General features: G+C 43.5%; 17 protein-coding genes. 14 read left to right on the top strand and 3 right to left on the bottom strand.

Annotated elements, in window-relative coordinates; translation table 11 throughout:
- Window positions 1–38 precede the first annotated feature (38 nt).
- Window positions 39–3050 (bottom strand): DUF1574 domain-containing protein, encoded by a 3012-nt coding sequence (locus V7K69_RS30800; RefSeq protein WP_335041711.1) that lies wholly within the window; start codon window positions 3048–3050, stop codon window positions 39–41.
- A gap of 525 nt (window positions 3051–3575) precedes the next feature.
- Here V7K69_RS30800 and V7K69_RS30795 point away from each other — a divergent pair.
- From V7K69_RS30795 to dxs, 9 genes are all read left to right on the top strand, one after another.
- Complete coding sequence (locus V7K69_RS30795; protein ID WP_335041708.1) at window positions 3576–3812, top strand: hypothetical protein; 237 nt, start codon at window positions 3576–3578, stop codon at window positions 3810–3812.
- 101 nt (window positions 3813–3913) lie between these two features.
- Entirely contained in the window at window positions 3914–7009 is a 3096-nt protein-coding gene (locus tag V7K69_RS30790) for a phosphoenolpyruvate carboxylase (RefSeq protein WP_335041706.1), read from the top strand.
- A 115-nt stretch (window positions 7010–7124) separates the two neighbouring features.
- Entirely contained in the window at window positions 7125–7379 is a 255-nt protein-coding gene (locus V7K69_RS30785; protein ID WP_335041850.1) for a hypothetical protein, read from the top strand.
- A gap of 459 nt (window positions 7380–7838) precedes the next feature.
- A complete protein-coding gene (locus V7K69_RS30780) occupies window positions 7839–8144 on the top strand; it encodes a small RNA NsiR4-regulated ssr1528 family protein (protein WP_335041704.1) in 306 nt (101 codons plus the stop codon).
- A gap of 227 nt (window positions 8145–8371) precedes the next feature.
- Window positions 8372–9529, top strand: coding sequence for a hypothetical protein (locus V7K69_RS30775; RefSeq protein ID WP_335041702.1), 1158 nt, complete (start codon window positions 8372–8374; stop codon window positions 9527–9529).
- A 284-nt stretch (window positions 9530–9813) separates the two neighbouring features.
- Window positions 9814–10776: an aldo/keto reductase gene (locus tag V7K69_RS30770; RefSeq protein ID WP_335041700.1), complete on the top strand. Its 963-nt coding sequence runs from the start codon at window positions 9814–9816 to the stop codon at window positions 10774–10776.
- Window positions 10777–11078: 302 nt separating this feature from the next.
- Window positions 11079–11453 carry a hypothetical protein gene (locus tag V7K69_RS30765; protein WP_335041698.1) on the top strand — a complete coding sequence of 125 codons (375 nt, stop codon included), beginning with the start codon at window positions 11079–11081 and terminating at the stop codon, window positions 11451–11453.
- A 402-nt stretch (window positions 11454–11855) separates the two neighbouring features.
- Window positions 11856–12302, top strand: coding sequence for a hypothetical protein (locus tag V7K69_RS30760; protein WP_335041696.1), 447 nt, complete (start codon window positions 11856–11858; stop codon window positions 12300–12302).
- A 419-nt stretch (window positions 12303–12721) separates the two neighbouring features.
- Window positions 12722–14629: a 1-deoxy-D-xylulose-5-phosphate synthase gene (gene dxs, locus V7K69_RS30755; protein WP_335041694.1), complete on the top strand. Its 1908-nt coding sequence runs from the start codon at window positions 12722–12724 to the stop codon at window positions 14627–14629.
- A gap of 153 nt (window positions 14630–14782) precedes the next feature.
- Here the strand turns inward: dxs and V7K69_RS30750 are convergent, their stop codons facing one another.
- Window positions 14783–16408, bottom strand: coding sequence for a hypothetical protein (locus V7K69_RS30750; protein WP_335041692.1), 1626 nt, complete (start codon window positions 16406–16408; stop codon window positions 14783–14785).
- Window positions 16409–16846: 438 nt separating this feature from the next.
- Here V7K69_RS30750 and mtnA point away from each other — a divergent pair, with 438 nt between their 5' ends.
- Both mtnA and V7K69_RS30740 read left to right on the top strand, forming a co-directional pair.
- Window positions 16847–17908 (top strand): S-methyl-5-thioribose-1-phosphate isomerase, encoded by a 1062-nt coding sequence (gene mtnA, locus V7K69_RS30745; RefSeq protein ID WP_335041848.1) that lies wholly within the window; start codon window positions 16847–16849, stop codon window positions 17906–17908.
- 124 nt (window positions 17909–18032) lie between these two features.
- A complete protein-coding gene (locus V7K69_RS30740; RefSeq protein WP_335041690.1) occupies window positions 18033–18515 on the top strand; it encodes a GNAT family N-acetyltransferase in 483 nt (160 codons plus the stop codon).
- Between the two features lie 283 nt (window positions 18516–18798).
- Here V7K69_RS30740 and V7K69_RS30735 read toward each other — a convergent pair whose 3' ends face one another.
- Window positions 18799–20220: an NADP-dependent isocitrate dehydrogenase gene (locus V7K69_RS30735; protein ID WP_163939025.1), complete on the bottom strand. Its 1422-nt coding sequence runs from the start codon at window positions 20218–20220 to the stop codon at window positions 18799–18801.
- A gap of 275 nt (window positions 20221–20495) precedes the next feature.
- On the opposite strand from V7K69_RS30735, the gene V7K69_RS30730 reads away from it, so the two are divergent.
- The 3 genes from V7K69_RS30730 (at window position 20496) to V7K69_RS30720 (ending at window position 22850) form a co-directional block, all read left to right on the top strand.
- Complete coding sequence (locus V7K69_RS30730; RefSeq protein ID WP_335041688.1) at window positions 20496–21224, top strand: GUN4 domain-containing protein; 729 nt, start codon at window positions 20496–20498, stop codon at window positions 21222–21224.
- A gap of 25 nt (window positions 21225–21249) precedes the next feature.
- Complete coding sequence (locus V7K69_RS30725) at window positions 21250–21420, top strand: type II toxin-antitoxin system HicB family antitoxin (RefSeq protein WP_334809436.1); 171 nt, start codon at window positions 21250–21252, stop codon at window positions 21418–21420.
- Between the two features lie 311 nt (window positions 21421–21731).
- A complete protein-coding gene (locus V7K69_RS30720; protein WP_335041685.1) occupies window positions 21732–22850 on the top strand; it encodes an ABC transporter ATP-binding protein in 1119 nt (372 codons plus the stop codon).
- Window positions 22851–22885 lie beyond the last annotated feature (35 nt).

The following is a 22885-nucleotide window of genomic DNA, read 5'->3' as shown; positions in this document are numbered from 1 at the left end:
GCCTCCTCTGCTCCCCTACTCCCCTACTCCCCACTTACCTACTTCACTGGCCAAGGAATCATCGGGTCATTAGCCAGCTTTTTAGAGACTTCGTATGCTCCAAAGCGGTTGAGGTGGCTGGGATCGGAGAAGTAGTCATGTGCTTTGGGCCACTTTTGGCTTAGATCCCGATAAATAAAGTTGGGATTAGTAGCTAGACGCAACATATATTGCTGAAATTGTTGCTCATATTGTCTACGCACTGGATCTAAATAATCTGCCGTGAGAGGCATATTGACAAACACTAAGGAAATTTTCTGAGACTGAGTAAACTGAAGCACTTCTTGAAGAGCAGCATCTTGCTGTCCTTCTACTTGGAAAGATTTATAGTCATTGTCGTAATTTCCGGTAACTCTAGAATGTTTTTGATAGTATCTAGCAGGATTGAAGCGAATAGACAAAGGTAAAAAGCCATCAAAATCAACTGCTTGCTGGGAAATACTCTCATCTGAAGTTCCGTCTGTTAGCTGTTTTTGTGATGCAACTGTCTGATTATGACCAAATATAAGCAATTGTTTTTGCAATAAGCCTTTAATTTGGTCGCGGTTTTGATAGCTAGCAGAAAGAGATGCTAAACCCTGATTTAACGAATCATTGACAGCTTGATATGTGCTAATCTCCTGTTTTTCTTCTTTTACCTTCTCTTCTGGTGAATTTTCCTGATTTTCGGGCGATTCGCTGCTATTTGCTATTTTTGGGTTTTTTTGAAATGCTTGCTTATAACCAGCTGATGCAGCGATGGATTTAAAGGTAATGTCTTCACGCCCACCATTGAAAGCACGGGCCCCATCTGCCCAGAGAATTATTTTAGGCAGTTCTGATGGTTCCAGCACGTGACGAAGCACAAAGTCTACAACTTGTGCCGTAGCACCGTTGATCCCAAAGTTAAACACGTCAATATTTGGATATCCCTGAGTCGCTAAAGCTTTAGAAAGTGCTGCTGGATCTACTCCTCTGAGGGCGCGGGAGGAGCCAATAATTAACACATCGGGCGGTGTACCAGTTCTCGCTAAACGCTGTTTATAGAGTGCTAGTTGCTCATCTAACTGCCTAACATTGAAACTTGGCATCTGCGATCGCGCTGCTAAAAGAATAGCTGTTGCGGTTGCTTTTTCTTTCAGTGGTGCAGCTGCCAAATTCTTTGTCGAAGTATCATCACTTTGAGTAAACTCAGAAGCATTAAATACAGAACTCTGATTTGCAGGAGATTTTATTTTAGAACTGCTGCTAAAAAATACCGTTTTCTCACTCTGAGTTTTTTCAGATGTTAAAGATGCCTTTTGTCCAGATGATGAAGGTAAAACACTGGCCACTTTGGGCAAACTCGGTTTATTCTGTGCAGTAATGCGACCCAATACCCAATCAGTTTGGAGAGTGAGTAATAATCCCAGTGTCCCCCAAACTAGAGCAATCTTAAGTGCTTGATCGTCAGGATTTTCTTCTGCTAACTCGTGGCTTTCGGTAAATAGCTGGCTTTTTAACAGGAACTTTTTCGCGGTTGCACTCGCCGTTGCTATCCAATCTCGCGCTACTTCTGTTACAAAACTTTGAACTTCTTCTGTTGTTAAGTCTGGGCGCAAAATTGGTTCACTAGTCTCAGAGGGGATCAAATCATCTACGTATTTAGAAGTGGCAGCGAATTCTGGTGTTGCCTCTGGTACTAAACGTTGGCGATGTTCAAGATCAACGCCATAGTGCCAAAAAGGTTCTTTATTCCCAGCCCGGCGACCGTATATACGTATTCCCATAATACCGGGAATTTTCAAATGACGGATAAACTGCGTAATTTTACTTGCTACTTGTTGACGACCTGGACAAACAGGCGCATCACACATAATGTGTAGTAAATCATTTTTATTCAGTAAGAGGACGCGAATTCCACCTGTCAATAAACGCCAATCTAGGTCAGGATTGAGTAAACGCTCCAGTAAAAATGTGATAGCTGGTTCATCGCCAGTATTAGCTAAATCTAGCGGTGATGTGGCAAAGGCGGGATGGTTTGTGGCAGGTAAAGCTAGCCAATCAATCCAAGTGGGTTGCTTATCGCCTGCTTTTTGCCCGTAGATGGTGGCGGCGAGAATGCCTTGAGGTGCGATCGCTTCTAAATGGGGTACAATCGCCTCCAAACACGTTGTTTTGTCTGGGATTGGCGCAGTTCCTAAAGGATCAAAAGCTGGCGTACAAAAAATATGTAGGGTCGATTCTTTCAGAGAAGCTTGGACAGCAACTTTTAATCCTGACAATACCTCAGTTAATAGCCGAGCGATCGCTTGGATATCACCCCAACGCGCCCATTCTTTCAGCATTACCTCTGATGGTGTCAAATCGACACGCAGCAACCAATCAGGGGCAGTTTCGCCGCTCACTTGGGAAACAATTACGGCATCTTGGTAGCCGGAAAGTTTGAGATAACGCAACTTCTCTGCTATTGGTTCCGCAAGCAATGAGGCATCAGGGCTATAACTCGACTGGCAAAATATCCACAGGCGATTTTCTTCCGACTCAGAGTTCTTTGACTGATATGGCTTAATCTTTGCCTTTACCGATACACCTAACGTACTCAGAGTTTCACTGAGATATCTAGCGATCGCCTCTGGGTTCCCTTGGCGTGCCAAACTTTCGTTAGAGACAATTAGCGCCCCACCCGACTGTTTTGATTTTTCCGCATCTGCTAGCAAGGCTTGCTCCACTTGCTCCAGATGCTTATCTATTTGATTCAAGTAAACCCGATGGCACCATTTGGGGCGCTGTTCCCCTTTTCTTCGGCCATAGACAAATACTTGATATATTGAGGTTTGTTCGCTGCTTGTGAGGATATCTAAGTTTGTTTGCTGTAATGCTTGCAGCAAATCAGACAAAGTACGCCAACGCTGCGGACATTCAGTACCTTCACAAAGAATATGAAGGTCATTTCCCCGTAACCGGACTTTCACCCCGAAAGTGTTAATCCCTGTGGCTTGGCTTACCCATTGCACTAAGGATTGCTGGCGATCTGGTAATACTGTTTTCATGGGAAGTTAACTTTACAGGAAGCGATGGTTGGGGGATAGTGCCTGCACTTGTAAACTAGAACCATAGGTCTATCACACTCTGACGTTTTTTTTTAACAATTTTGTTACCTTCGTAGCTTACAAAATCGGCCAAGATAGTCTTGTACAGGTTGTAAGTCTGACTAATATTGAGTTTTGCGTTTATTTTACTAATAGGGAGTCATAAATCAGAAGTTAGGAGTTAGGAGAGACGCGATTCATCGCGTACAAGGAGCCAGGAGTCAGAATAATTCTATATGACTGGCTAATGACTTGTCCTTTAAAGCTAGACTTGTGTTTCATTGTGCTAACGCCCCTAATAGGTGAAATAACCAACAAGCTTATCTCATTTCAACTCCATCCCTCGATTGTTGGATTCATCCTAATTCCTAAGTAAGTTGGCGCAAAAAAACCAAGTATATTACGAAACGTAAATAGGTTTAAAACCCTTACCAATGACCAATGACAAATGACTCCTAAATCAATTCCCATAACCAAAAATTAGCAATGCCTCCTGCCAACCAAGAACCCTCAACTAACCCGCCATCCCATCTCGATTTATTTACCATTCCCCAATCGTTCCTTTTACAAATAGGTACAGCGTCTATATTACTGCTGCTCATTACCGGAAAAACCACCGTAAGGGCACTAGAAAGCATAGGGGAAGCCAGTGAAGAATTGTTTCGAGGCGATCGCCTACCTATTCTCGACTTCCCAGAGGAGCGCAAAACTAATCAAACTTAGAAAATATACATCAAATAATTATTTGCTCAGGAATAACCCGATGAGCATTCAGTAGAAAACCTAGAAGCGTCAACAGTAATTAGCTTTACAAGATAGAGAATATGGGTTCCCTTTTATACTCTTCGTCTCAAACTGCGGATATATACCCGGTGTCGGAATTATTTTTGCGTCATCGTCTCCAGGTAGTGGAAGAATTGTGGGAGTCTGTTCTCCGGCAAGAATGCGGTCAAAACATGGTAGACTTGTTGCGGCAGTTGCGCGATTTGTGTTCGCCAGAAGGACAGGCAACAAATGACCAAGCATCCTCAGCCGTCAAATTAATTGAACAACTAAATATCAACGAAGCAATTCGCGCGGCTCGTGCTTTCGCTCTGTATTTTCAGTTGATTAACATCATTGAGCAGGAATACGAGCAAAGGCAGCAACTAAGCCGCTATGAGGCAGAAACAGAGCCTACAGACGCAGAAAGAGCATCTAATGTCAATTACTCGTCCAATCAAAGAGAAGATGATGCGCCTGTTAGCAAGGGAATAGCAGCAGAATTACTGGCAAAGAATTATCTAGAAAAAGCGCAAGTCAAACCAAAAGGGACTTTCGCTGCTTTGTTTCCCTATTTATTCAAACAGAATGTACCACCCCAGCAGATTCAACGTCTCATTGCTCATCTGGATGTACGCTTAGTTTTCACAGCGCACCCGACGGAAATTGTTCGTCATACCATCCGGGATAAGCAGCGACAAGTGGTGCAACTCTTACAAAAACTGGATTCCTTAGAAAACCATGCTGGTGGTACAGGTGGCGGATATGCTTGGGAAGCAGCAGATGTCCGCGAACAATTGCTTGAAGAAATTCGCCTCTGGTGGCGCACCGACGAACTTCACCAGTTCAAACCTACCGTGCTAGATGAGGTAGATTATGCCCTACACTACTTCCAAGAAGTTTTATTTGATGGCATTCCTCAACTTTATAAACGTTTCAAACATACACTATCTAATACCTTTCCTTGGCTAGAACCACCAAGTAAAAACTTTTGTTCTTTTGGCTCTTGGGTAGGCTCAGACAGGGATGGGAACCCATCAGTTACACCAGAAGTCACCTGGCAAACAGCTTGCTATCAGCGCAAAATGGTGCTGGGGAGATATATTCAGTCAGTTAAAAATCTGATTGAATTGTTGAGTGTGTCGATGCACTGGAGTGATGTCTTACCAGATTTGCTGGAATCTCTAGAGTTAGATCAGTCCCAGTTGAGTGAGGTATATGATGCCCTGGCGCTACGTTATCGGCAAGAACCCTATCGGCTGAAACTCGCTTATGTACTCAAACGGCTAGAAAATACTCGCGATCGCAATCTAGCTTTGTACAATCGGGAAACGCCAAAAAATCAAGATAGTCCCCTGTATCGTTCAGGAGACGATTTTTTAGCAGAACTGCGGATGATTCAGCGTAACTTGACAGAAACAGGTTTAAGCTGTCGAGAATTAGAAAATCTCATCTGTCAGGTAGAAATTTTTGGTTTTAACTTGACACAGCTAGATATCCGTCAAGAATCATCCCGCCATGCTGATGCGCTGGATGAGATTCTACAATACCTGCAAATATTACCTCAACCTTACAACGAACTATCTGAGGAGCAAAAAGTTGCTTGGCTCACAGGAGAACTGCAAACCCGCAGGCCGTTAATTCCAGCAGAATTACCATTTTCTGAAAAAACCAACGATGTCATTGAAACTTTTCGCGTCGTGCGATCGCTCCAACAAGAATTTGGTCTAAATATCTGCCAAACTTACATTATCAGTATGTGCCGCGACGTGAGCGACGTGCTAGAAGTACTACTGTTAGCCAAAGAAGCCAGACTTTTTGACCCCGCCACAGCCGTGGGAACCATTCAAGTTGTCCCCTTATTTGAAACAGTAGAAGACTTACAACGCTCCAGAAGCGTCATGCGGAAACTGTTTAAACTCCCGTTATATCGTGCTTTGTTAGCTGGCGGCTACGAACAGGCAAAAGCAGAAGAAACCGATGAAAATTCATCCTCCCTTGCTCCCCCTGCTCCCTCTACCTCTCCCTCCTCGCCCTCCCCCCTCACGCCTAACTTGCAAGAAGTGATGCTGGGGTATTCTGACAGCAACAAAGACTCTGGTTTTTTAAGCAGCAACTGGGAAATTCATAAAGCCCAAAAATCACTGCAACAAATAGCAGAAGAATACGATATAAATTTGCGGATTTTCCACGGACGCGGCGGTTCTGTAGGGCGAGGTGGTGGCCCTGCTTACGAGGCGATTTTGGCTCAACCGGGTCATAGTATTAATGGGCGAATCAAGATTACCGAACAAGGAGAAGTTTTGGCTTCTAAATACTCCTTGTTGGACTTGGCTTTGTACCACATGGAAACCATCACCACTGCTGTGATTCAAGCTAGCCTGCTGCGGACAGGGTTTGATGATATTGAACCCTGGAATGAGATTATGGAAGAATTAGCAGCGCGATCGCGGCAACATTATCGGGCTTTAATCTACGAACAGCCTGATTTTGTTGACTTCTTCCACCAAGTAACTCCCATTGAAGAAATTAGCCAGCTACAAATTAGTTCTCGTCCAGCCCGTCGTCCATCTGGTAAGAAAGATTTAAGCAGTCTAAGAGCTATTCCTTGGGTATTTAGCTGGACACAAACCCGCTTTTTGCTTCCTTCCTGGTACGGCGTTGGCACAGCTTTACAAGAGTTTTTGAACGCAGAACCAGAAGAACACTTGAAATTAATGCGCTACTTTTACGTTAAGTGGCCCTTTTTCAAGATGGTGATTTCTAAAGCCGAGATGACTTTGGCAAAAGTAGATATGCAAATGGCACATCACTACGTTCAGGAATTGTCACAATCAGAAGACCAAGTTCGTTTTGCCAAGGTTTTTGACCAAATTGCCAGCGAATTCTATCTCACAAGAGATTTGGTGTTAAAAATCACCGATCACAATCAACTGTTAGATGGCGATCCTGTCTTGCAACGATCTGTGCAGTTACGCAATGGCACAATTGTCCCCTTGGGATTTATCCAAGTTTCCCTGCTCAAGCGCCTACGCCAGTCTATGAATACTAATGCCACTTCTGGAGTCATCCATTCTCGTTACAGCAAAGGCGAGTTACTGCGAGGTGCATTGTTAACTATTAATGGAATTGCAGCCGGGATGAGAAATACGGGGTGATTGGGAATGGGGAATTGGGAATGGGGAATGGGGAATGGGGAAGCAGAAGAGTAGAGAGCAAAGGTGTAAAGATGTAAAATTTTTCATTCTCCCTAATTCTCAATTCCTAATGCCAATGATGAAAAACAGGATTTTTATTTGCACTTTTTTGGCGCTATTATCAGGTTTTTTTGGTGCTTATACCAGTGGGCAAATCACCATAATGCTGCATAGCCAAAAGTGCCAAAACCAATCTTGGGGTTTCCAGGTTATGTGCAACGCTTGGATGACACCAGGAGCAATATGGCAAGGTAGCACAACAGGACTATGGACAGGAACTATTTTAGGAGCATTTGTTGGGGGTTTGATAACACGACAAGCTCGTGATTAATCTCTTGACTATTCAATTAAACGTGAGTTCAACGAACCTCTCCCTGCCTTGAACTAAAGTTCAAGTCTTTCCCTCTCCGATTCGGAGAGGGAAGGTTTTGTGTAGTAAAACCAGGGAGCAATACTTTTTGGATAAACTCAACGGTTAGGGACTTGCGTGAAAATAAAGTACCAGTAAACCGAGTTTCGACTTCGCTCAACTCTCGATGGCTGAGGGTTGAGCGCAGTCGAAACCCGTCTGGTTGGGATACTATTAACCCGCATATCCCTTACTGGGGTTCGGTAAAGGTAAATTCAAACCCTTTTCCCCTTCCCCTTTCCCTTTCCCCCTTAACCGAAAAGTATTGAACCAAGGAGAGGTTTTTTGATTTAGACAATTGCAATTAAACCTCAGCAGGAGAAAGGTGTCAGCAAGGCTGGTAAAATCTACCCATAGCAAAGAAGAGCAAATCAAATCACTATGCCTACCGAAACTAACCCAGGGAATCAAACTACCACAGGTGCTGATGCTATTGATGAAGCGATCGCACAGGGAATTGATTTTGATGGTTCTCCGATTCCGCCTGCCAAATTAGAACTTTATGGTAAAGTCATGGCGCTAGAAGGCAATAGACAGCGCAGTGGCGTATCTAATACTATGCGATCGCGCATTGTGCGAATTGGTGCAAAGCACATTGCCCAAGCAGAACTTGACCAATTACTTGTAGATGCTGGTTTCGCACCCTTAAAAGAAAAAGAAATTGCCTTTTTCTATAGCGGCAAATAAATATAGAAGCCTAGCACAGTCAAGGCCCATATAATTCGCGGTTACACAAACAACACAAACAAGTAAAGTAACCGTGAAATTACTGTAAATAAACGAACTATTAACCCATCCATAACCTACCTGTTATCGACAATCCGGTAATCTAAATTCCTCACTGAAATGGCGTGGGCAAGGAGCTAATTCTCCAAAATGCGCTCACGATCCCAAAAAATTATTGAGGATTATAGATGATGGGAAAGGTTGGTTACTCAGTGTTTCAACGCATCACCACTGCGCGTTTGCTGCGTAAAATATGCTTACTGGCGCTGACTGTGCCGTTCCTAGCAAGTTCTGCAATCGGTTTGGCAACTGCCAACGAAAAGGAGTACGAGTACGAAGGTGAGAACGAGACATACGCTATCGGACTTTGGGGCGATATGCCCTACTCGGATCTTCAGGCGACAACGGGAGTCCCGAACCTCATTGCTGATATGAACGCGCAAAACCTGGCCTTTACTGTCCATGACGGTGACCTGAAGGCGGGCAACTCTACGCCCGGCTCAGTCACGCCAACCACTTGCAGTAATGAACTCTACACTCAGGCACTTGGCTACTTCAACTCCCTGAAGGCACCAGCAGCCTTTACCCCAGGCGATAACGATTGGACTGATTGCGATCGCCCCTCAAATGGTGGATTCAATTCACGCGAACGCCTCGACTACCAGCGTCAGGTATTCTTCAGCACAAAGTTTTCCCTGGGGCAGCGTCGGCTAGTCCAAGAGGTACAGACAACACCACTGTGTCTTGGTGCAACCGGTGCAGTGCCCTGTGTGGAGAATCGGCGCTGGACGGTTGGTAAGGTTACTTATGCAACACTCAATATTCAGGGTTCGTGCAACAACCTGTGTGACACTGCGCCTGACCCGCAAGAGTACGCAGCGCGAAACACAGCTAATATTGCATGGATGAAAGAAACTTTTCAAGTGGCTAAGAGACGCAATTCGGCTGCGGTCATGTTTATCTCTCAAGGCAATCCCGGGTGGGATCTGACCGACGGAACCAGAGCGCCTTTACGCGATCCAAAGACGCTGGCGCAAACCGATGGACAGCCTGATGGCTTCAAGGACTTTTTATTAGCGTTCCGCGATGAGGCGATCGCTTTCCGTAAACCGATTGCCTACGTGGATGGTGACTCGCACTACTACCGTGTTGACAAGCCATTTCTAGATGCTCAAGGCAGACGCATCGAGAACTTCACTCGTGTCGAGACATTTGGCGACAATGCAGCGAACGGTACCAACGATGTAAATTGGGTCAAAGTGACCGTAAATCCCCGTAGCCGAGAAGTGTTTTCTTATCAGCCACAGATTGTTCCCGGTAATCGAGTAGCGGTTCCTTCTCCTTAAACATAAAAGCCCAAAACTGCAATTTTGAGTTTTTACGGAATAATCCAAACCTTCATTTTCCGGTAGGGGCAATTCATGAATTGTCCCTACTGTGTGTAATTTTGCATAAGCCCTATCCTTTAACTCAGACATCCTAAATTGCCATCTGTATTTTGGCTTCTTCACTATTTTCCTAATCAGTTCAAAAACTGTATCTTCAGCAAGATATTGTCAACTTTCCCTTGCGTTTGAATTGGCACACAGCTATATGTACTTAAGTAACAGCTGAAAGACTTGGAGAACAAATGTCAGGAACTACGCCAAATTCAGAAATGTTATATCGAGTTCTCGGCAGTACAGGAGAGAAAGTTTCTGCAATTGGATTGGGTGGTTGGCACATCGGCTTAAAACACGTTGATGAGCAACTGGGTATCCGAATAGTTAGAGCAGCGATCGATCGCGGCATCACCTTTATGGATAACAGTTGGGATTACAACGGTGGAGTCAGCGAGATTCGCATGGGAAAAGCGCTGCGCGATCGCTACCGCGATAAAGTTTTCCTGATGACGAAAATCGATGGACGCTCTAAAAAAGCAGCAGCACAGCAGCTAGACGAATCACTCCAACGCCTGCAAGTTGATTGCATTGATCTCGTTCAGCACCACGAAATCCTTCGGTACGAAGACCCACATCGAGTTTTTGACGAAGAAGGAGCAAATGCTGCCTTAATTGAAGCAAAAGCAGCTGGCAAACTGCGATACATTGGTTTCACTGGACATAAAGATCCATCTGTTCATCTGCATACGCTGGAAGTCGCAGCCACTTACGGGTTTAAGTTTGATACAGTGCAAATGCCGCTCAATGTAATGGATGCCCACTACCGGAGCTTTGCGAAGCTGGTTGTGCCAGAACTGGTTAAACAAAACATTGGCGTGCTGGGAATGAAAAGCATGGCAAACGGTATTCTTTTACGGTCAAATACTGTAACGCCAATTGAGTGTTTACACTATGCTTTGAATCTGCCCACATCAGTTGTGATTACCGGAATTGACAGTATGGAGATTCTAGAGCAAGCCTTTGAAGCAGTGCGGACTTTCCAGCCAATGAATGATGAGCAAGTGCGATCGCTTTTAGCAAAAACAGCAGAAGCAGGAGCGCGTGGAGAATTTGAGCCTTTCAAAACTTCATCAATCTTTGATAGCACTGCCCAAAATCCAGATTGGCTAGGAGAAGAACCACAGCGCCTCCAGCAATTAATGTCAGCATGATGCTTTTTTAAACACTCCTTAGACTGTAATTGCGATCGCTACGTTATCTAATGCAACCTGCTGCAATGCCATTGTTTTGACTGACAATGCCATTGTTTCGACTGGCAATAGCATTGTTTAGACTAACAATTCTATTGTTTCGGCTGACAATGCCATTGTTTCAACTGACAATGCCATTGTTTTGCCATGCAAAGATTAACTCATGCTTTTTTAACCTGATTCGAGCTAAAATTTCAACTTTATTGCTAGTTTTTTTGTTCTAATGGGCACATTAAAGGTATATCCTATACCAGTATACTTATATGCCCACCCAAGATAGAACCCGCCGTTTACCCTCGCAATCAATTAGTCAAGATATAACCTCATTGTATGGTTTGCAAACTATCACCACGTACAATACAAGTCGTGCTGATGCCTCTATAGCAAATTTACAGCAAGCTTATCAGACTATGTTGGCGCAGAAACAAGCCGAAACCGAGAAACTAACTTTATACCGTGCTGCTACTGATGCTGCACGGTTAGCAGAATGGGAATTTCATAATGCTGTATTAGCGATGAAAGAAGTTGTACGCGGACAATACGGATCGGATAGCGATCAAGCCCAAGCAGTTGGACTGAAGAAAAAATCAGAACGCAAACGTCCCAACCGTAAAAAGTCAGTTGCGATCGCAATTTAATTAACTCAACAGCGATCGCTAACTTTTCCCAACTCAGTGCTGAGTGCTGAGTGAATTAAGAATTACTCAGTACTTATGTACTTGGTAAAAGCCCCACCCCTTGTGGGCGGAATCATACAGTCAGGAGAAGGTTGATACCCCACCCCTTATGGGTGGTCTTTCAACTCAGCACTCAGCACTCTTCATTCAAGCACGTTAGCGTAGCTCACCGTAGGTATAGCCCGCCCAGATCTAAAATCTGTCTTTGATTAGCAGCAAAAAATTTTTACTCAAAATTCAATCTATCAAAATAGTGAATTCTTTTCATAACTAATGATGTAAGAACTTCTATCTAGGGATCGATATGGTGAATAAGCCAAATAAAGTAGATTTAGTATACTAAATCACATGAGATTGTATTGTATGAAATCGAATTATTTTACAAAACAGCTTTCCACCGTAAAACGCTGGATGGCTACCACACTGTTTTGTATGTTAGCGATCGCTTTCGTTTGGCAAGGTGCATTTTTCTCGAATACCTCAGCAATGGCTGATCCTGCTGGAACCTTGATCGCATCAAAAGACGCAGGCGATAAAGTTCAAGAAAAAACCAGTAAAGATGCTGGACGAGCCAAAAATTTCATCGACGATACGGCAGATAAAGTTAAGGATGCTGCCAAGAGTAATGCCAGTAAAGTTGATCAAGCAACAGAAGGTGGTAGTTTTGCTGAACGCAAAGCAAAGAGAGATGCGGCTACAATTCAGAAAAGAGCAAACGAAGATGCGTCTCGGACTAAAGAAGCAGTAGACAAGACAAAGAACGCTGTTGAGCGCACTGTTGATAATATCAAGGATGCTTTTGGTAAATAGCAATCTAATTTGATTTTGTTCAAATCAAAAGGCTTAGATCCCCGATTTCTCAAAGAAATTGGGGATCTTGTTGTTGATGAAGATTGATTATTAAGTAAATACTGAATTTATTTAAAATATTTGAGTATTTTTAAACAAGGAATTTCCGCAGTACACTTCTGAAGGCTTGACTTTCTATACAAATACCATAACTTATTTAAGTGGCATTACTTATTGACAAATGTGCTGTAGCTTTATGTAATTGCAACCTAATTTTGACAATTTGTTAATGCTTAACAAATTTTCCACCATTATTAATTACGAAGTTATACTTTCCGCTACAACTTAGTAACAATGTAAGAGTGTGATTATATGGACAACCCGACCGTGGGAAAATCAAAATACTGAAAAAGTGAAATTAGAGAGGAAAACACTATAATATGCACTTGAGCGAAATCACCCATCCTAATCAGTTGCACGGTTTATCTGTTCGCCAACTGCAACAGATTGCCCGTCAGATTCGAGATAAGCATCTCCAAACCGTAGCAGTTAATGGTGGACACTTAGGGCCAGGGTTGGGTGTTGTAGAATTGACACTAGGACTTTACCAGACACTCGACTTAGATCGGGATAAAGTGATTTGGGATGTAGGACACCAAGCTTATCCCCACAAACTTCTTACAGGACGTTACGATCGCTTCCACACCCTTAGACAAAAGGACGGAGTTGCAGGTTATCTCAAACTCTGTGAAAACAAATTTGATCACTTTGGGGCTGGACACGCTTCTACAAGTATTTCAGCAGCATTAGGCATGGCTTTAGCGCGAGACTTGAAAGGCGAAAAATTTAAAGCCGTTGCTGTTATTGGGGATGGGGCACTGACTGGAGGTATGGCATTAGAAGCCATCAACCATGCCGGACACTTGCCGAAAACTAACCTGTTGGTTGTTCTCAACGACAACGATATGTCCATATCTCGCAACGTCGGCGCGATTCCCCGCTATCTGAACAAAATGCGCCTCAGCCAGCCGGTGCAATTTATTAAAGATAATCTTGAGGAACAATTTAAGCAAATTCCCTTCGTGGGTGAATCTCTGTCTCCCGAACTCGGACGCATCAAAGAAGGTATGAAACGTTTGGCTGTTCCCAAGGTAGGGGCAGTGTTTGAAGAACTTGGCTTTACCTACATTGGGCCAGTAGATGGGCATAATCTCGAAGAATTGATTGCCACTTTCCAACAGGCACATCAAATACAAGGCCCTGTTTTAGTGCATGTAGCCACAATTAAGGGCAAAGGCTATGAAATTGCTGAACTAGATCAAGTTGGCTACCACGCCCAAAGCCCCTTTAACGTTGCAACTGGCAAAGCTATTCCTTCTAATAAACCCAAACCCCCAGCTTATGCCAAAGTCTTTTCTCATACTCTAGTAAAACTTGCCGAACAAAACCCCAAAATCGTTGGGATTACTGCGGCTATGGCAACGGGAACAGGTTTAGATAAACTTCAAGCCAAACTGCCCAATCAATATGTTGATGTCGGCATTGCTGAACAACACGCAATCACCCTAGCAGCAGGACTTGCAACCCAAGGAATGCGCCCCGTAGCAGCCATTTATTCTACCTTCCTGCAACGTGCTTATGACCAGATAATTCACGATGTCTGCATCCAAAACCTACCAGTGTTCTTCTGCTTAGATAGGGCAGGAATTGTTGGATCTGATGGCCCCACCCACCAAGGTATGTATGACATCGCTTATCTGCGTTGCATCCCCAATATCGTCATTATGGCACCCAAAGATGAAGCAGAACTACAACGCATGGTAGTAACTGGTGTTGACCATACCAGTGGCCCGATCGCTATGCGCTACCCTCGTGGCAATGGCTACGGTGTTCCCCTGATGGAGGAAGGTTGGGAACCTTTGGAAATCGGCAAAGGCGAAATTCTCCGCACTGGCGATGATGTGCTAATCGTTGCTTATGGCACAATGGTTTATCCAGGGATGCAAGCTGCCGAAATTCTCAGCGAACATGGCATTGAAGCAACTGTAATTAATGCGCGTTTCGTTAAGCCTTTGGATACCGAGTTGATTTTGCCTTTGGCTAAGAAAATCGGCCGTGTCATCACCTTAGAAGAAGGTTGTGTGATGGGTGGCTTTGGTAGTGCGATCGCTGAAGCTTTATTAGACGCAGACATTCTCGTTCCTGTCAAGCGTTTTGGTGTACCAGATGTGTTGGTAGATCATGCTGAACCGAATGAATCTAAAACAGAACTAGGTTTAACTAGTCATCAAATAGCAGAGAGAGTCTTGGAAGCTTTCTTTAAACGGCAACTATCTACTGTTGTTTAGTTAATTCTTTCTTTGCCGAATGAATCGCCCATACTTGTTACTCAGGTGTGGGCGATTTGCTTATGAAAACGGCGATTTTTGAGTTTGAAAACGGAATTTTCGCTCAGAAAAACCTGTAAACATGGGGAAAACTGAAAATTAAGTATCAGATGATTATTCTTTTAGTTCTGTCGTTGGTAAAGGTATTTCGTCTTTTGGTTCTGGTTCTGTCGCTGGCGGAGGTACTTCTCGTTCAGGTGTGATAATAGAACCATCCCACACAGCCTTCTGTCCATCAGCATTGATAATAGTTATTTTTACTTCTTTTTTAACATAATGGTCATAAAATTTTTCTAGCCAGTTATTTTGAAGCCCTTCAATGTCTTTGAGATTAAGGTCTTTGAGAGGGATTTTAAATCTTCTGCAAAACTCCATAGGAGCATCAGGGTCAGGCTTGATTGTAACTATGTCGTCTTTTTTTAGCTCAACCAGTGTTCCTAAAATTTCTTCCTTAGTGCTGTCTAAGTACACCATTTGAACTATCACCCCAGCATCCTTTATTTGTGTATTATTTTCCACCTTTTCCTCTGAGATTGATATTTTCCCTCCTAATGAGAAGTTAGCACCAGCGATGGTAATGTAATCGGGAGACTTAGGATCTTTCCCGTAAAGGACTACTTGATTAATATTAGGCCCAGGCTTGCGGATAGCTTTGCCTCCGATGTAACCAGTAGCACTAATTCCTATTAGTGCTAACAGTTCAGAGGGGATAGTTGGGAAAGAAGATGCGGTTGGATAAGTTACCACAAGGATGACGATAAAAGCAATGCCAATAATTAAGTTCCAAACTATTTGCTGTACGCGCTCCAGGGCTACTACACCACCATGTACAATCAAATCTGACCACCCAGGATTTACTTCCCCAGATCCCTTGCTGCCACGAATTTCAGAGGTTGCTTGCGCCGTTACCAGTGTTGCTAAACTAATTAGGAAGGTATAGCCAAATCCTGATAGCGGAATGAACTCCCATGTGCGTCGAAACAATCCGCGCCCAATCAAAAGAAATAGATAGCCAAAAACGATGATAGCCAACCACCAGATAAACTGGGCACGCGCCAGACTATAAGTGTTGGTTTGGACATCCACCAAGAACCACTCTAAAAAGTTTAGTTTGTTTGCTTTTCTAATCAGCGAATAGGCATTTTTTGTCAGCAGATAGATTATTACCGAAAGTATTAATACACAAATTGCTGTAATTATAAACACGATCAGCGTTGTCCAACTGCTCACAGGGCGCTCTACTATGACCTGAAGTTCGTCGTCAGCCTCTTGAGAGTCTATATCTATATTAGTGGCATTACCTCCCACCTCAACAATCACAGGGTTTTTTCCAGTGTTCAATTTTGCTAGCTGCTCGTTATTAAAGCTGGCAAAAATCGCCTTTCTATCTTCTGCAACTTTTGCCCTAGCGATCGCAATATTAGAGAACTTACCAATTTTTATCTCAATTTTATTTTGAGGCGAATTGTCTTGCTTGGGAAAGTTCTGTCCTCTCACCACTACATTAATACGTTCGTTATTATACCTACTGTTATCTTCTGGTATAATCGACTGAGGAATACTGATGTAAAACTCTTTAGGACTGATGCTTTTTATAGACGTAACTTCGGGTATGATTGCCGCTTGAGTACCAGTTTGCTGACTGGATGTTGTAGTGCTTGTCTGACCAGAATTGTTGTTTGGCTGGCTAGTGCTATTAATTTCCTCTGCTTTACTCAAATCTACTGAAGTGAACAGCAACAGCAACGCCAGACTAAGGGATAGCAGAAAGTAATAATACTTTTTGCTCGTTCGTTTCCAGGATATGTTAAGTAAGCGCATAAAACAGTTTAAGTATTTTTAATTGACGTAGCAATATCAATCTATTAAACTGCTTTTTACTGTGATGCTCTGGTTATTCGTAATGTTTGTTATTACTCAGTGATATCTCGAAATTTGAGGAATGATCAGGGTTTTGATCCCGATAAAACCACTCCCTGCTGTATTAGGGACTTCCAAATAAAAATGTTCCAAAACTGACGCAAAAACTCTCTCTATTTCTCCTCTCTCTGTGTCTCTGTGTTCGTTTATTTGGATAATTTATTTCTTGGAAGTCCCTTAGCGATCGCAGCCTTTAGTTCAAACACGTAATATCAAGTAACATTTAAGTATTTGCTACTCATGTCTTTACCGCTTTCTATGACACCTTCCACAAAGCAGGTTTATCCCGTTATTTGGCACAACAATTCAGTGTCACTAATTGACCAAACTCGCCTACCCAACGAATATACATTTGTAGAAATTCACCGCAGTGAAGATATGGCGCGGGCGATTAAGACTATGATTGTTCGGGGTGCGCCTGCAATTGGTGTGGCTGCGGCTTATGGAATGTATCTTGGCGCAAGGGAAATTGAAACAAGCGATCGCACCGAATTTTTGCAACACTTAGATAAAGTAGCCCAGTTGTTGCGTTCTACTCGTCCGACGGCGGTGAATTTATTTTGGGCAATTAGCCGGATGACGAAAGCCGCCTACGAAACACTGGGAACTGTTGAAGAAATTAAGGAAACCCTTTTCCAAACAGCCCAAGCGATTAATATTGAAGATTTGCAAACCTGTCAAGCGATCGGCGATCATGGTTTGTCAGTGTTACCCGCTACCCCAGAAAAGCTAAGATTACTTACTCACTGCAACGCTGGGGCATTAGCTACAGCCGGATATGGTACAGCTTTGGGGGTTGTGCGTTCTGCTTGGAGGGAAGGACGTTTAGAACGTTTATTTGCCGACGAAACTCGTCCTCGCTTACAAGGCGCAAAACTCACCGCTTGGGAATGTGTGCAAGAAGGTATTCCAGTGACATTAATTACTGATAATATGGCAGCCCATTGTATGAAACAGGGTTTGATTCATGCTGTAGTTGTGGGTGCTGACCGAATTGCTGCTAATGGTGACACTGCTAATAAAATTGGTACGTATAGTGTTGCGATCGCAGCTAAGGCACATAATATCCCCTTCTTTGTGGCTGCACCCCTTTCCACCGTTGATTTTGAATTAGCCGATGGCAGTAAAATTCCCATTGAAGAACGCGATCCAACAGAAATATATCAAGTCGGGGATACTATTCTCACACCTGAAGGTGTCGATTTTTACAACCCAGCTTTTGATGTGACTCCGGCTGAGTTAATTACAGCCATCATTACAGAGAATGGAGCGAGCGCACCTGATAAATTAGCGAAATCACAGTTAAAGCAATTAGTGTAAGTGAGTTCGGTGAACCTCTCTCTGTCTTTAACTCTTACTTTCCACGGGGTTGGGAAGGGAGTGATTTAAATAATAGTTCGGTGGCTTCATTACTTGGGAACCTTTGGAGTTAACTGGAGTTCAGATGGAAATGCGGATTGAACCTTACGAGGCTCATCAACTTGATGCAGTCATTCGTCTTTCGCTTCGAGCATGGACTCCGGTCTTTGATTCGATTCAGAAAGTGATGGACTTTGACGTTTACCAGGAATTCTATCCCGATTGGCGTGTGAGCCAGCAAAAGGCTGTCGAGGGTGTCTGCGGTGCAGAGGACACAAATGTATGGGTTGCTATCGATGCTGATTCAACCGTGGGCTTTGTAGCCCTGAAACTACACTCAGAAACCAGCATGGGTGAAATCTACATGGTCGCTGTCGATCCAGACTTTCAAGGTCACGGCATTGGCAGCGCTCTGACACAATTTGCCCTTGATTGGATGAAAGATGCTGGAATGTCTGTTGCTATGGTCGAAACTGGAGGTGATCCAGGTCATGCCCCAGCACGCCGCACCTATGAAAAGCTGGGCTTCAAGCTGTTACCGATCGCCAGATACTTCAAGAAACTCTAGCTAAATGTCGGCGGAACCAGTTAGGGACTTTCAAATAAAAAAATAATCAATCGCGGAGTAAGCAGAGAGAGAAAATATCTGATTGTCGTCTGCAATGGAGGAAGTAATTTAATTTTTGGAGTTCTCTTATTGAAAAGCATGATGCTTTCAGGGTCTGACTTTCCACATTCCGTGAAAAGTCAGGTCTTAAACCACTCTTTCCCTCTCCGAATCGGAGAGGGACAGGTTTTACATAGTAAAACCAGGGAGAAGTCTTTTATTCGACTAATTAACCCTAGTAGACTTAACCAAAATGCTGAATAATTGCGTCGGCAAATTCAGAACATTTTAAGGGTTCAACAGGCGGTTCTAGCAAACGGGCTAAATCGTAGGTGACTTGACTATTTGCGATCGCATCGCTTAAACCTTTCTTAATTAGGTCTGCGGCTTCTTGCCAACCCATAAATTCCAGCATCATCACACCAGACAAAATCACTGAACCCGGATTAATCCGATCTAAGCCGGCGTGTTTGGGTGCGGTGCCGTGGGTAGCTTCAAATATGGCACTAGAATCACCAATATTTGCCCCTGGCCCCATTCCTAAACCACCAACAATGGCTGCGGCGGCATCAGATAAGTAATCGCCGTTTAAGTTCATCGTCGCCAAAATCGAATACTCATCCGGTCTGGTTTGGATTTGTTGGAAAATACTGTCAGCAATCCGGTCATTCACCAAAACTTTCTCTTTCCATTTGCCATCGCCGTGGGTTGCCCAAATGGTGTTAAGAACAGTTTCGACTTCCTTGACAACTTGCGCTTTCTTGTCTGGAGTGAGATTATCAAACCCAGGTTCAATCTGGCGGGCATTTTCTTCCAAGGAAATATTCGGATTTTTCTCCTTGTTACTCAAAATCCAAGATTCTTGTTCTGTAACAGTTTCTTGGCGAAATTCACTGGTTGCTAATTCATAACCCCAGTCGCGGAAAGCGCCTTCAGTGTACTTCATGATGTTGCCCTTATGCACCAAAGTCACTTGTTGCTTGTTTTTGGGCAATAGCAAAGCGTGTTTGATGGCACGTCTGACTAGGCGCTGAGAACCAGTTTTGCTGATGGGTTTGATGCCAATACCAGAATCAAGAGGAATGCGTTTTTTCCCATGTTCTGGGGTGGCGGGGATTAGTTCTTCGTTAAGAATCTTAATTAAGCGATCGCCGATTTCGCTACCTTGTCGCCACTCAATCCCTAAATAAATATCTTCTGTATTTTCCCGATAAACAATTACATCCAGCTTTTCGGGGTTTTTGTGCGGTGAGGGCGTACCTGCATAGTAACGGCAAGGACGCACGCAAGCATACAAGTCAAAAATTTGCCGTAGTGCCACATTTAAAGAACGAATTCCCCCCCCAATGGGAGTAGTCAAAGGCCCTTTAATAGCTACACCATATTCTTCAATTGCCGTGAGAGTGTCTTGAGGTAAATACTGATAAGTACCATATAAATCGCAAGCTTCGTCCCCAGCGTAAACCTTGAACCAGCTGATTTGACGCTGACCCTTATATGCTTTAGCTACCGCAGCATCGAGAACTTTTTGGGTAGCAGGCCAGATGTCGATACCTGTGCCGTCGCCACGAATAAAGGGGATAATTGGATTGTCCGGTACGATTGGTTCACCATTTTTGAAGGTGATCTTTGCTCCGGCTGCGGGGGGGGTAATCTTTTCGTACATCGTTCACACACTCCTAATCGATACGCTGCTAGTCAAAAAATCCTTATGTGGCAGGCTTGTATATTTTGCTATGTCTTTTGTTTACCAAGCCATAAGGCAAAGATTTTCCCCCTATTCCCCTTGTACATTATTTGGGGATTAAGTGTGGGATTTCAGTGAAGCGATCGCAATTTTGTACGATTAAAAATAGTAAACTACTTTTCGCTATCAATACTTTTCCAAGGTGAAGCCCGATAGCTTACCGCTCTTTCACTGACCGTTAACACAAGAATGGCATGACAGACCCAATGATTTTATCAGGCCCTGCAAATGACATCGACTCCCTCCGACGACCGTTAATCGCCGGGTCTGAAAAAGTCCAACAACAGATAATCCCACAGTTAGCTGAGTTGGGTAATGAGGGATTAGACGTGTTGATGGAATTTTTACTGAAACGACGTGAGAACCCAGCGACTTGGATTGATGGCAAAGCTTACCAAGTCCTCTATAACTCTGATGCACCTCAAGCCAAAGACTTTTTGCGCTCCTGTTTTCCTGAAGGAATTGTACCTCTAAAATCAGAATGCGGGATTAACTACAATTCTTTGCAACAGCTACTTGCTGCTCAAGACTTTCAAGCAGCCGATCGCGTCACCATCGAAAAAATGTGTGAACTATCAGGGCCAACGGCTGTACAACGAAAATGGTTGTATTTTACTGAGGTAGAAAAGACCTCGGCTGTTGACTTACAAACCATTAACAACCTCTGGTTAGTCCACTCCGAAGGTAAATTTGGCTTTTCAGTGCAGCGAGAAATCTGGTTGAGTTTGGGTAAAAATTGGGAGAATTTCTGGCCGAAAATTGGCTGGAAAGAAGGTAATAACTGGACGCGATACCCTAACAGCTTTACCTGGGATTTGAGTGCGCCTAGAGGTCACTTACCCCTCTCTAATCAGCTGCGGGGGGTAAGAGTCTTCGCTTCTTTACTCTCTCACCCTGCTTGGTCGAAGAATCCAGAAAAATGATTTTGAGTCTACGTACAAATAGATTATGATCAATCCCACCAACCGAGAATTCTACGTCATCATTGAACGGGATGAAGATGGCTACTATGTCGGAGAAGTCCCTCAGCTACAAGCCTGTTACAGTCAAGGAGAAACAATTGATGAGTTGATGGCTAACATGAAAGAAGTAATTGAACTTTGTTTAGAGGATGTGTGAGAAGTCAAAAATATCATGCTGTCGTTTACGATCAGAGTATGACTTAAAGAGTCTAACGATCAGAAAGTTCGGCGCTAAACGAAAGAGTTTTGGTAAGACAGAAATTCGCTTAGAACCTTATTCTCCATAGGTTTTTCCCAATGCCGATGCAGTGAATGAGGCTCTAAAATTTCTGATTAGAGTTGTGTAAGATAACCAAGTTTCTGCATTTACAAGGCAGCCTCACAGTTCCTCGAAGGGTGCGGATAAAATCTCCTAGTGCTTAGTTGGAAGTGCCGCATGATCCTAAACTGAAAATATCAAATCAGATAATGGCAAATGTTCGTCTAGAAGATATTAAACGTAGATTCAATAATGTCACCGCGATCGAGGATATTACCTTTGAAATTCCTGATGGTGAGTTTTGGGTTTTAGTTGGGCCATCAGGTTGTGGTAAATCTACAATTTTGCGAACGATCGCAGGTTTAGAAACCGCCACATCAGGTAAACTCTTTATTGGCGATCGCTTGGTGAATAATATCCCAGCCAGACAGCGAGATGTGGCGATGGTATTCCAAAACTACGCCCTCTATCCTCACATGAGCGTGGCCCAAAATATCGGCTTTGGCTTGCAGATGCGGAAGGTTGACCGGAAAATCATTCAAGAACGAGTGATGAATGTGGCGCGATCGCTTTCTCTGGATCACTTGCTGGATCGTAAACCCAAACAACTTTCTGGAGGACAGCAACAACGGGTAGCATTAGGAAGAGCGATCGCTCGTGAACCCCAAGTTTTTTTACTTGATGAACCTTTATCTAATTTAGATGCCCAATTACGCGACGATACAAGGGCAGAATTAAAACAGTTACATCAAGAATTAGGAATTACCACAATTTACGTCACCCACGATCAAGTTGAAGCAATGACTTTGGCTGATAAAATTGTTGTGCTAAATCGCGGGCGAATTCAGCAAATTGGCGATCCCCAAACTATTTATGCAAGTCCTGCTAATCAGATGGTTGCAAGTTTTTTAGGCAGTCCACCAATGAATATCTTGACTGCAATCTATCATAATAACGGTTTTGATGTCAGTGGACAGTTATTAACGGTTCCAGCAGTTGTAAAAGAAAAATTACAGTTGCGTCAGGAACACAGTTATGACTTGGGTATTCGTCCAGAGCATATTTTTATTAACGAACCGCCTTCTCGCAGCGTCTCGGAGAGAAGTCGCCAAGAAGAAAATGAGAGTCACCTGATTGTAGAAGTTAAGCTGGTTGAACCTTTGGGAAGAGAAACTTTGATTCGTGCTGCTTTACCTGGTTCGGCCGTGGTATTGAATATTCAGGTGGGTGCGGATGTGCGTCCGCGTCCAGGCGATCGCCTTTCTCTACAACTTGATTTAAATCACTTGTTTGTATTTGATCCCAAAACTGGCGACAGAATTTTATAAATAGTTTCTTAAACTACCAGAAATAATCGTAATTC

Source organism: Nostoc sp., assembly GCF_036917775.1.
Classification (GTDB): Bacteria; Cyanobacteriota; Cyanobacteriia; order Cyanobacteriales; family Nostocaceae; genus Nostoc.
Note: the sequence above shows the minus strand (reverse complement) of the source record. Positions and strands in the feature narration are given on the sequence as shown.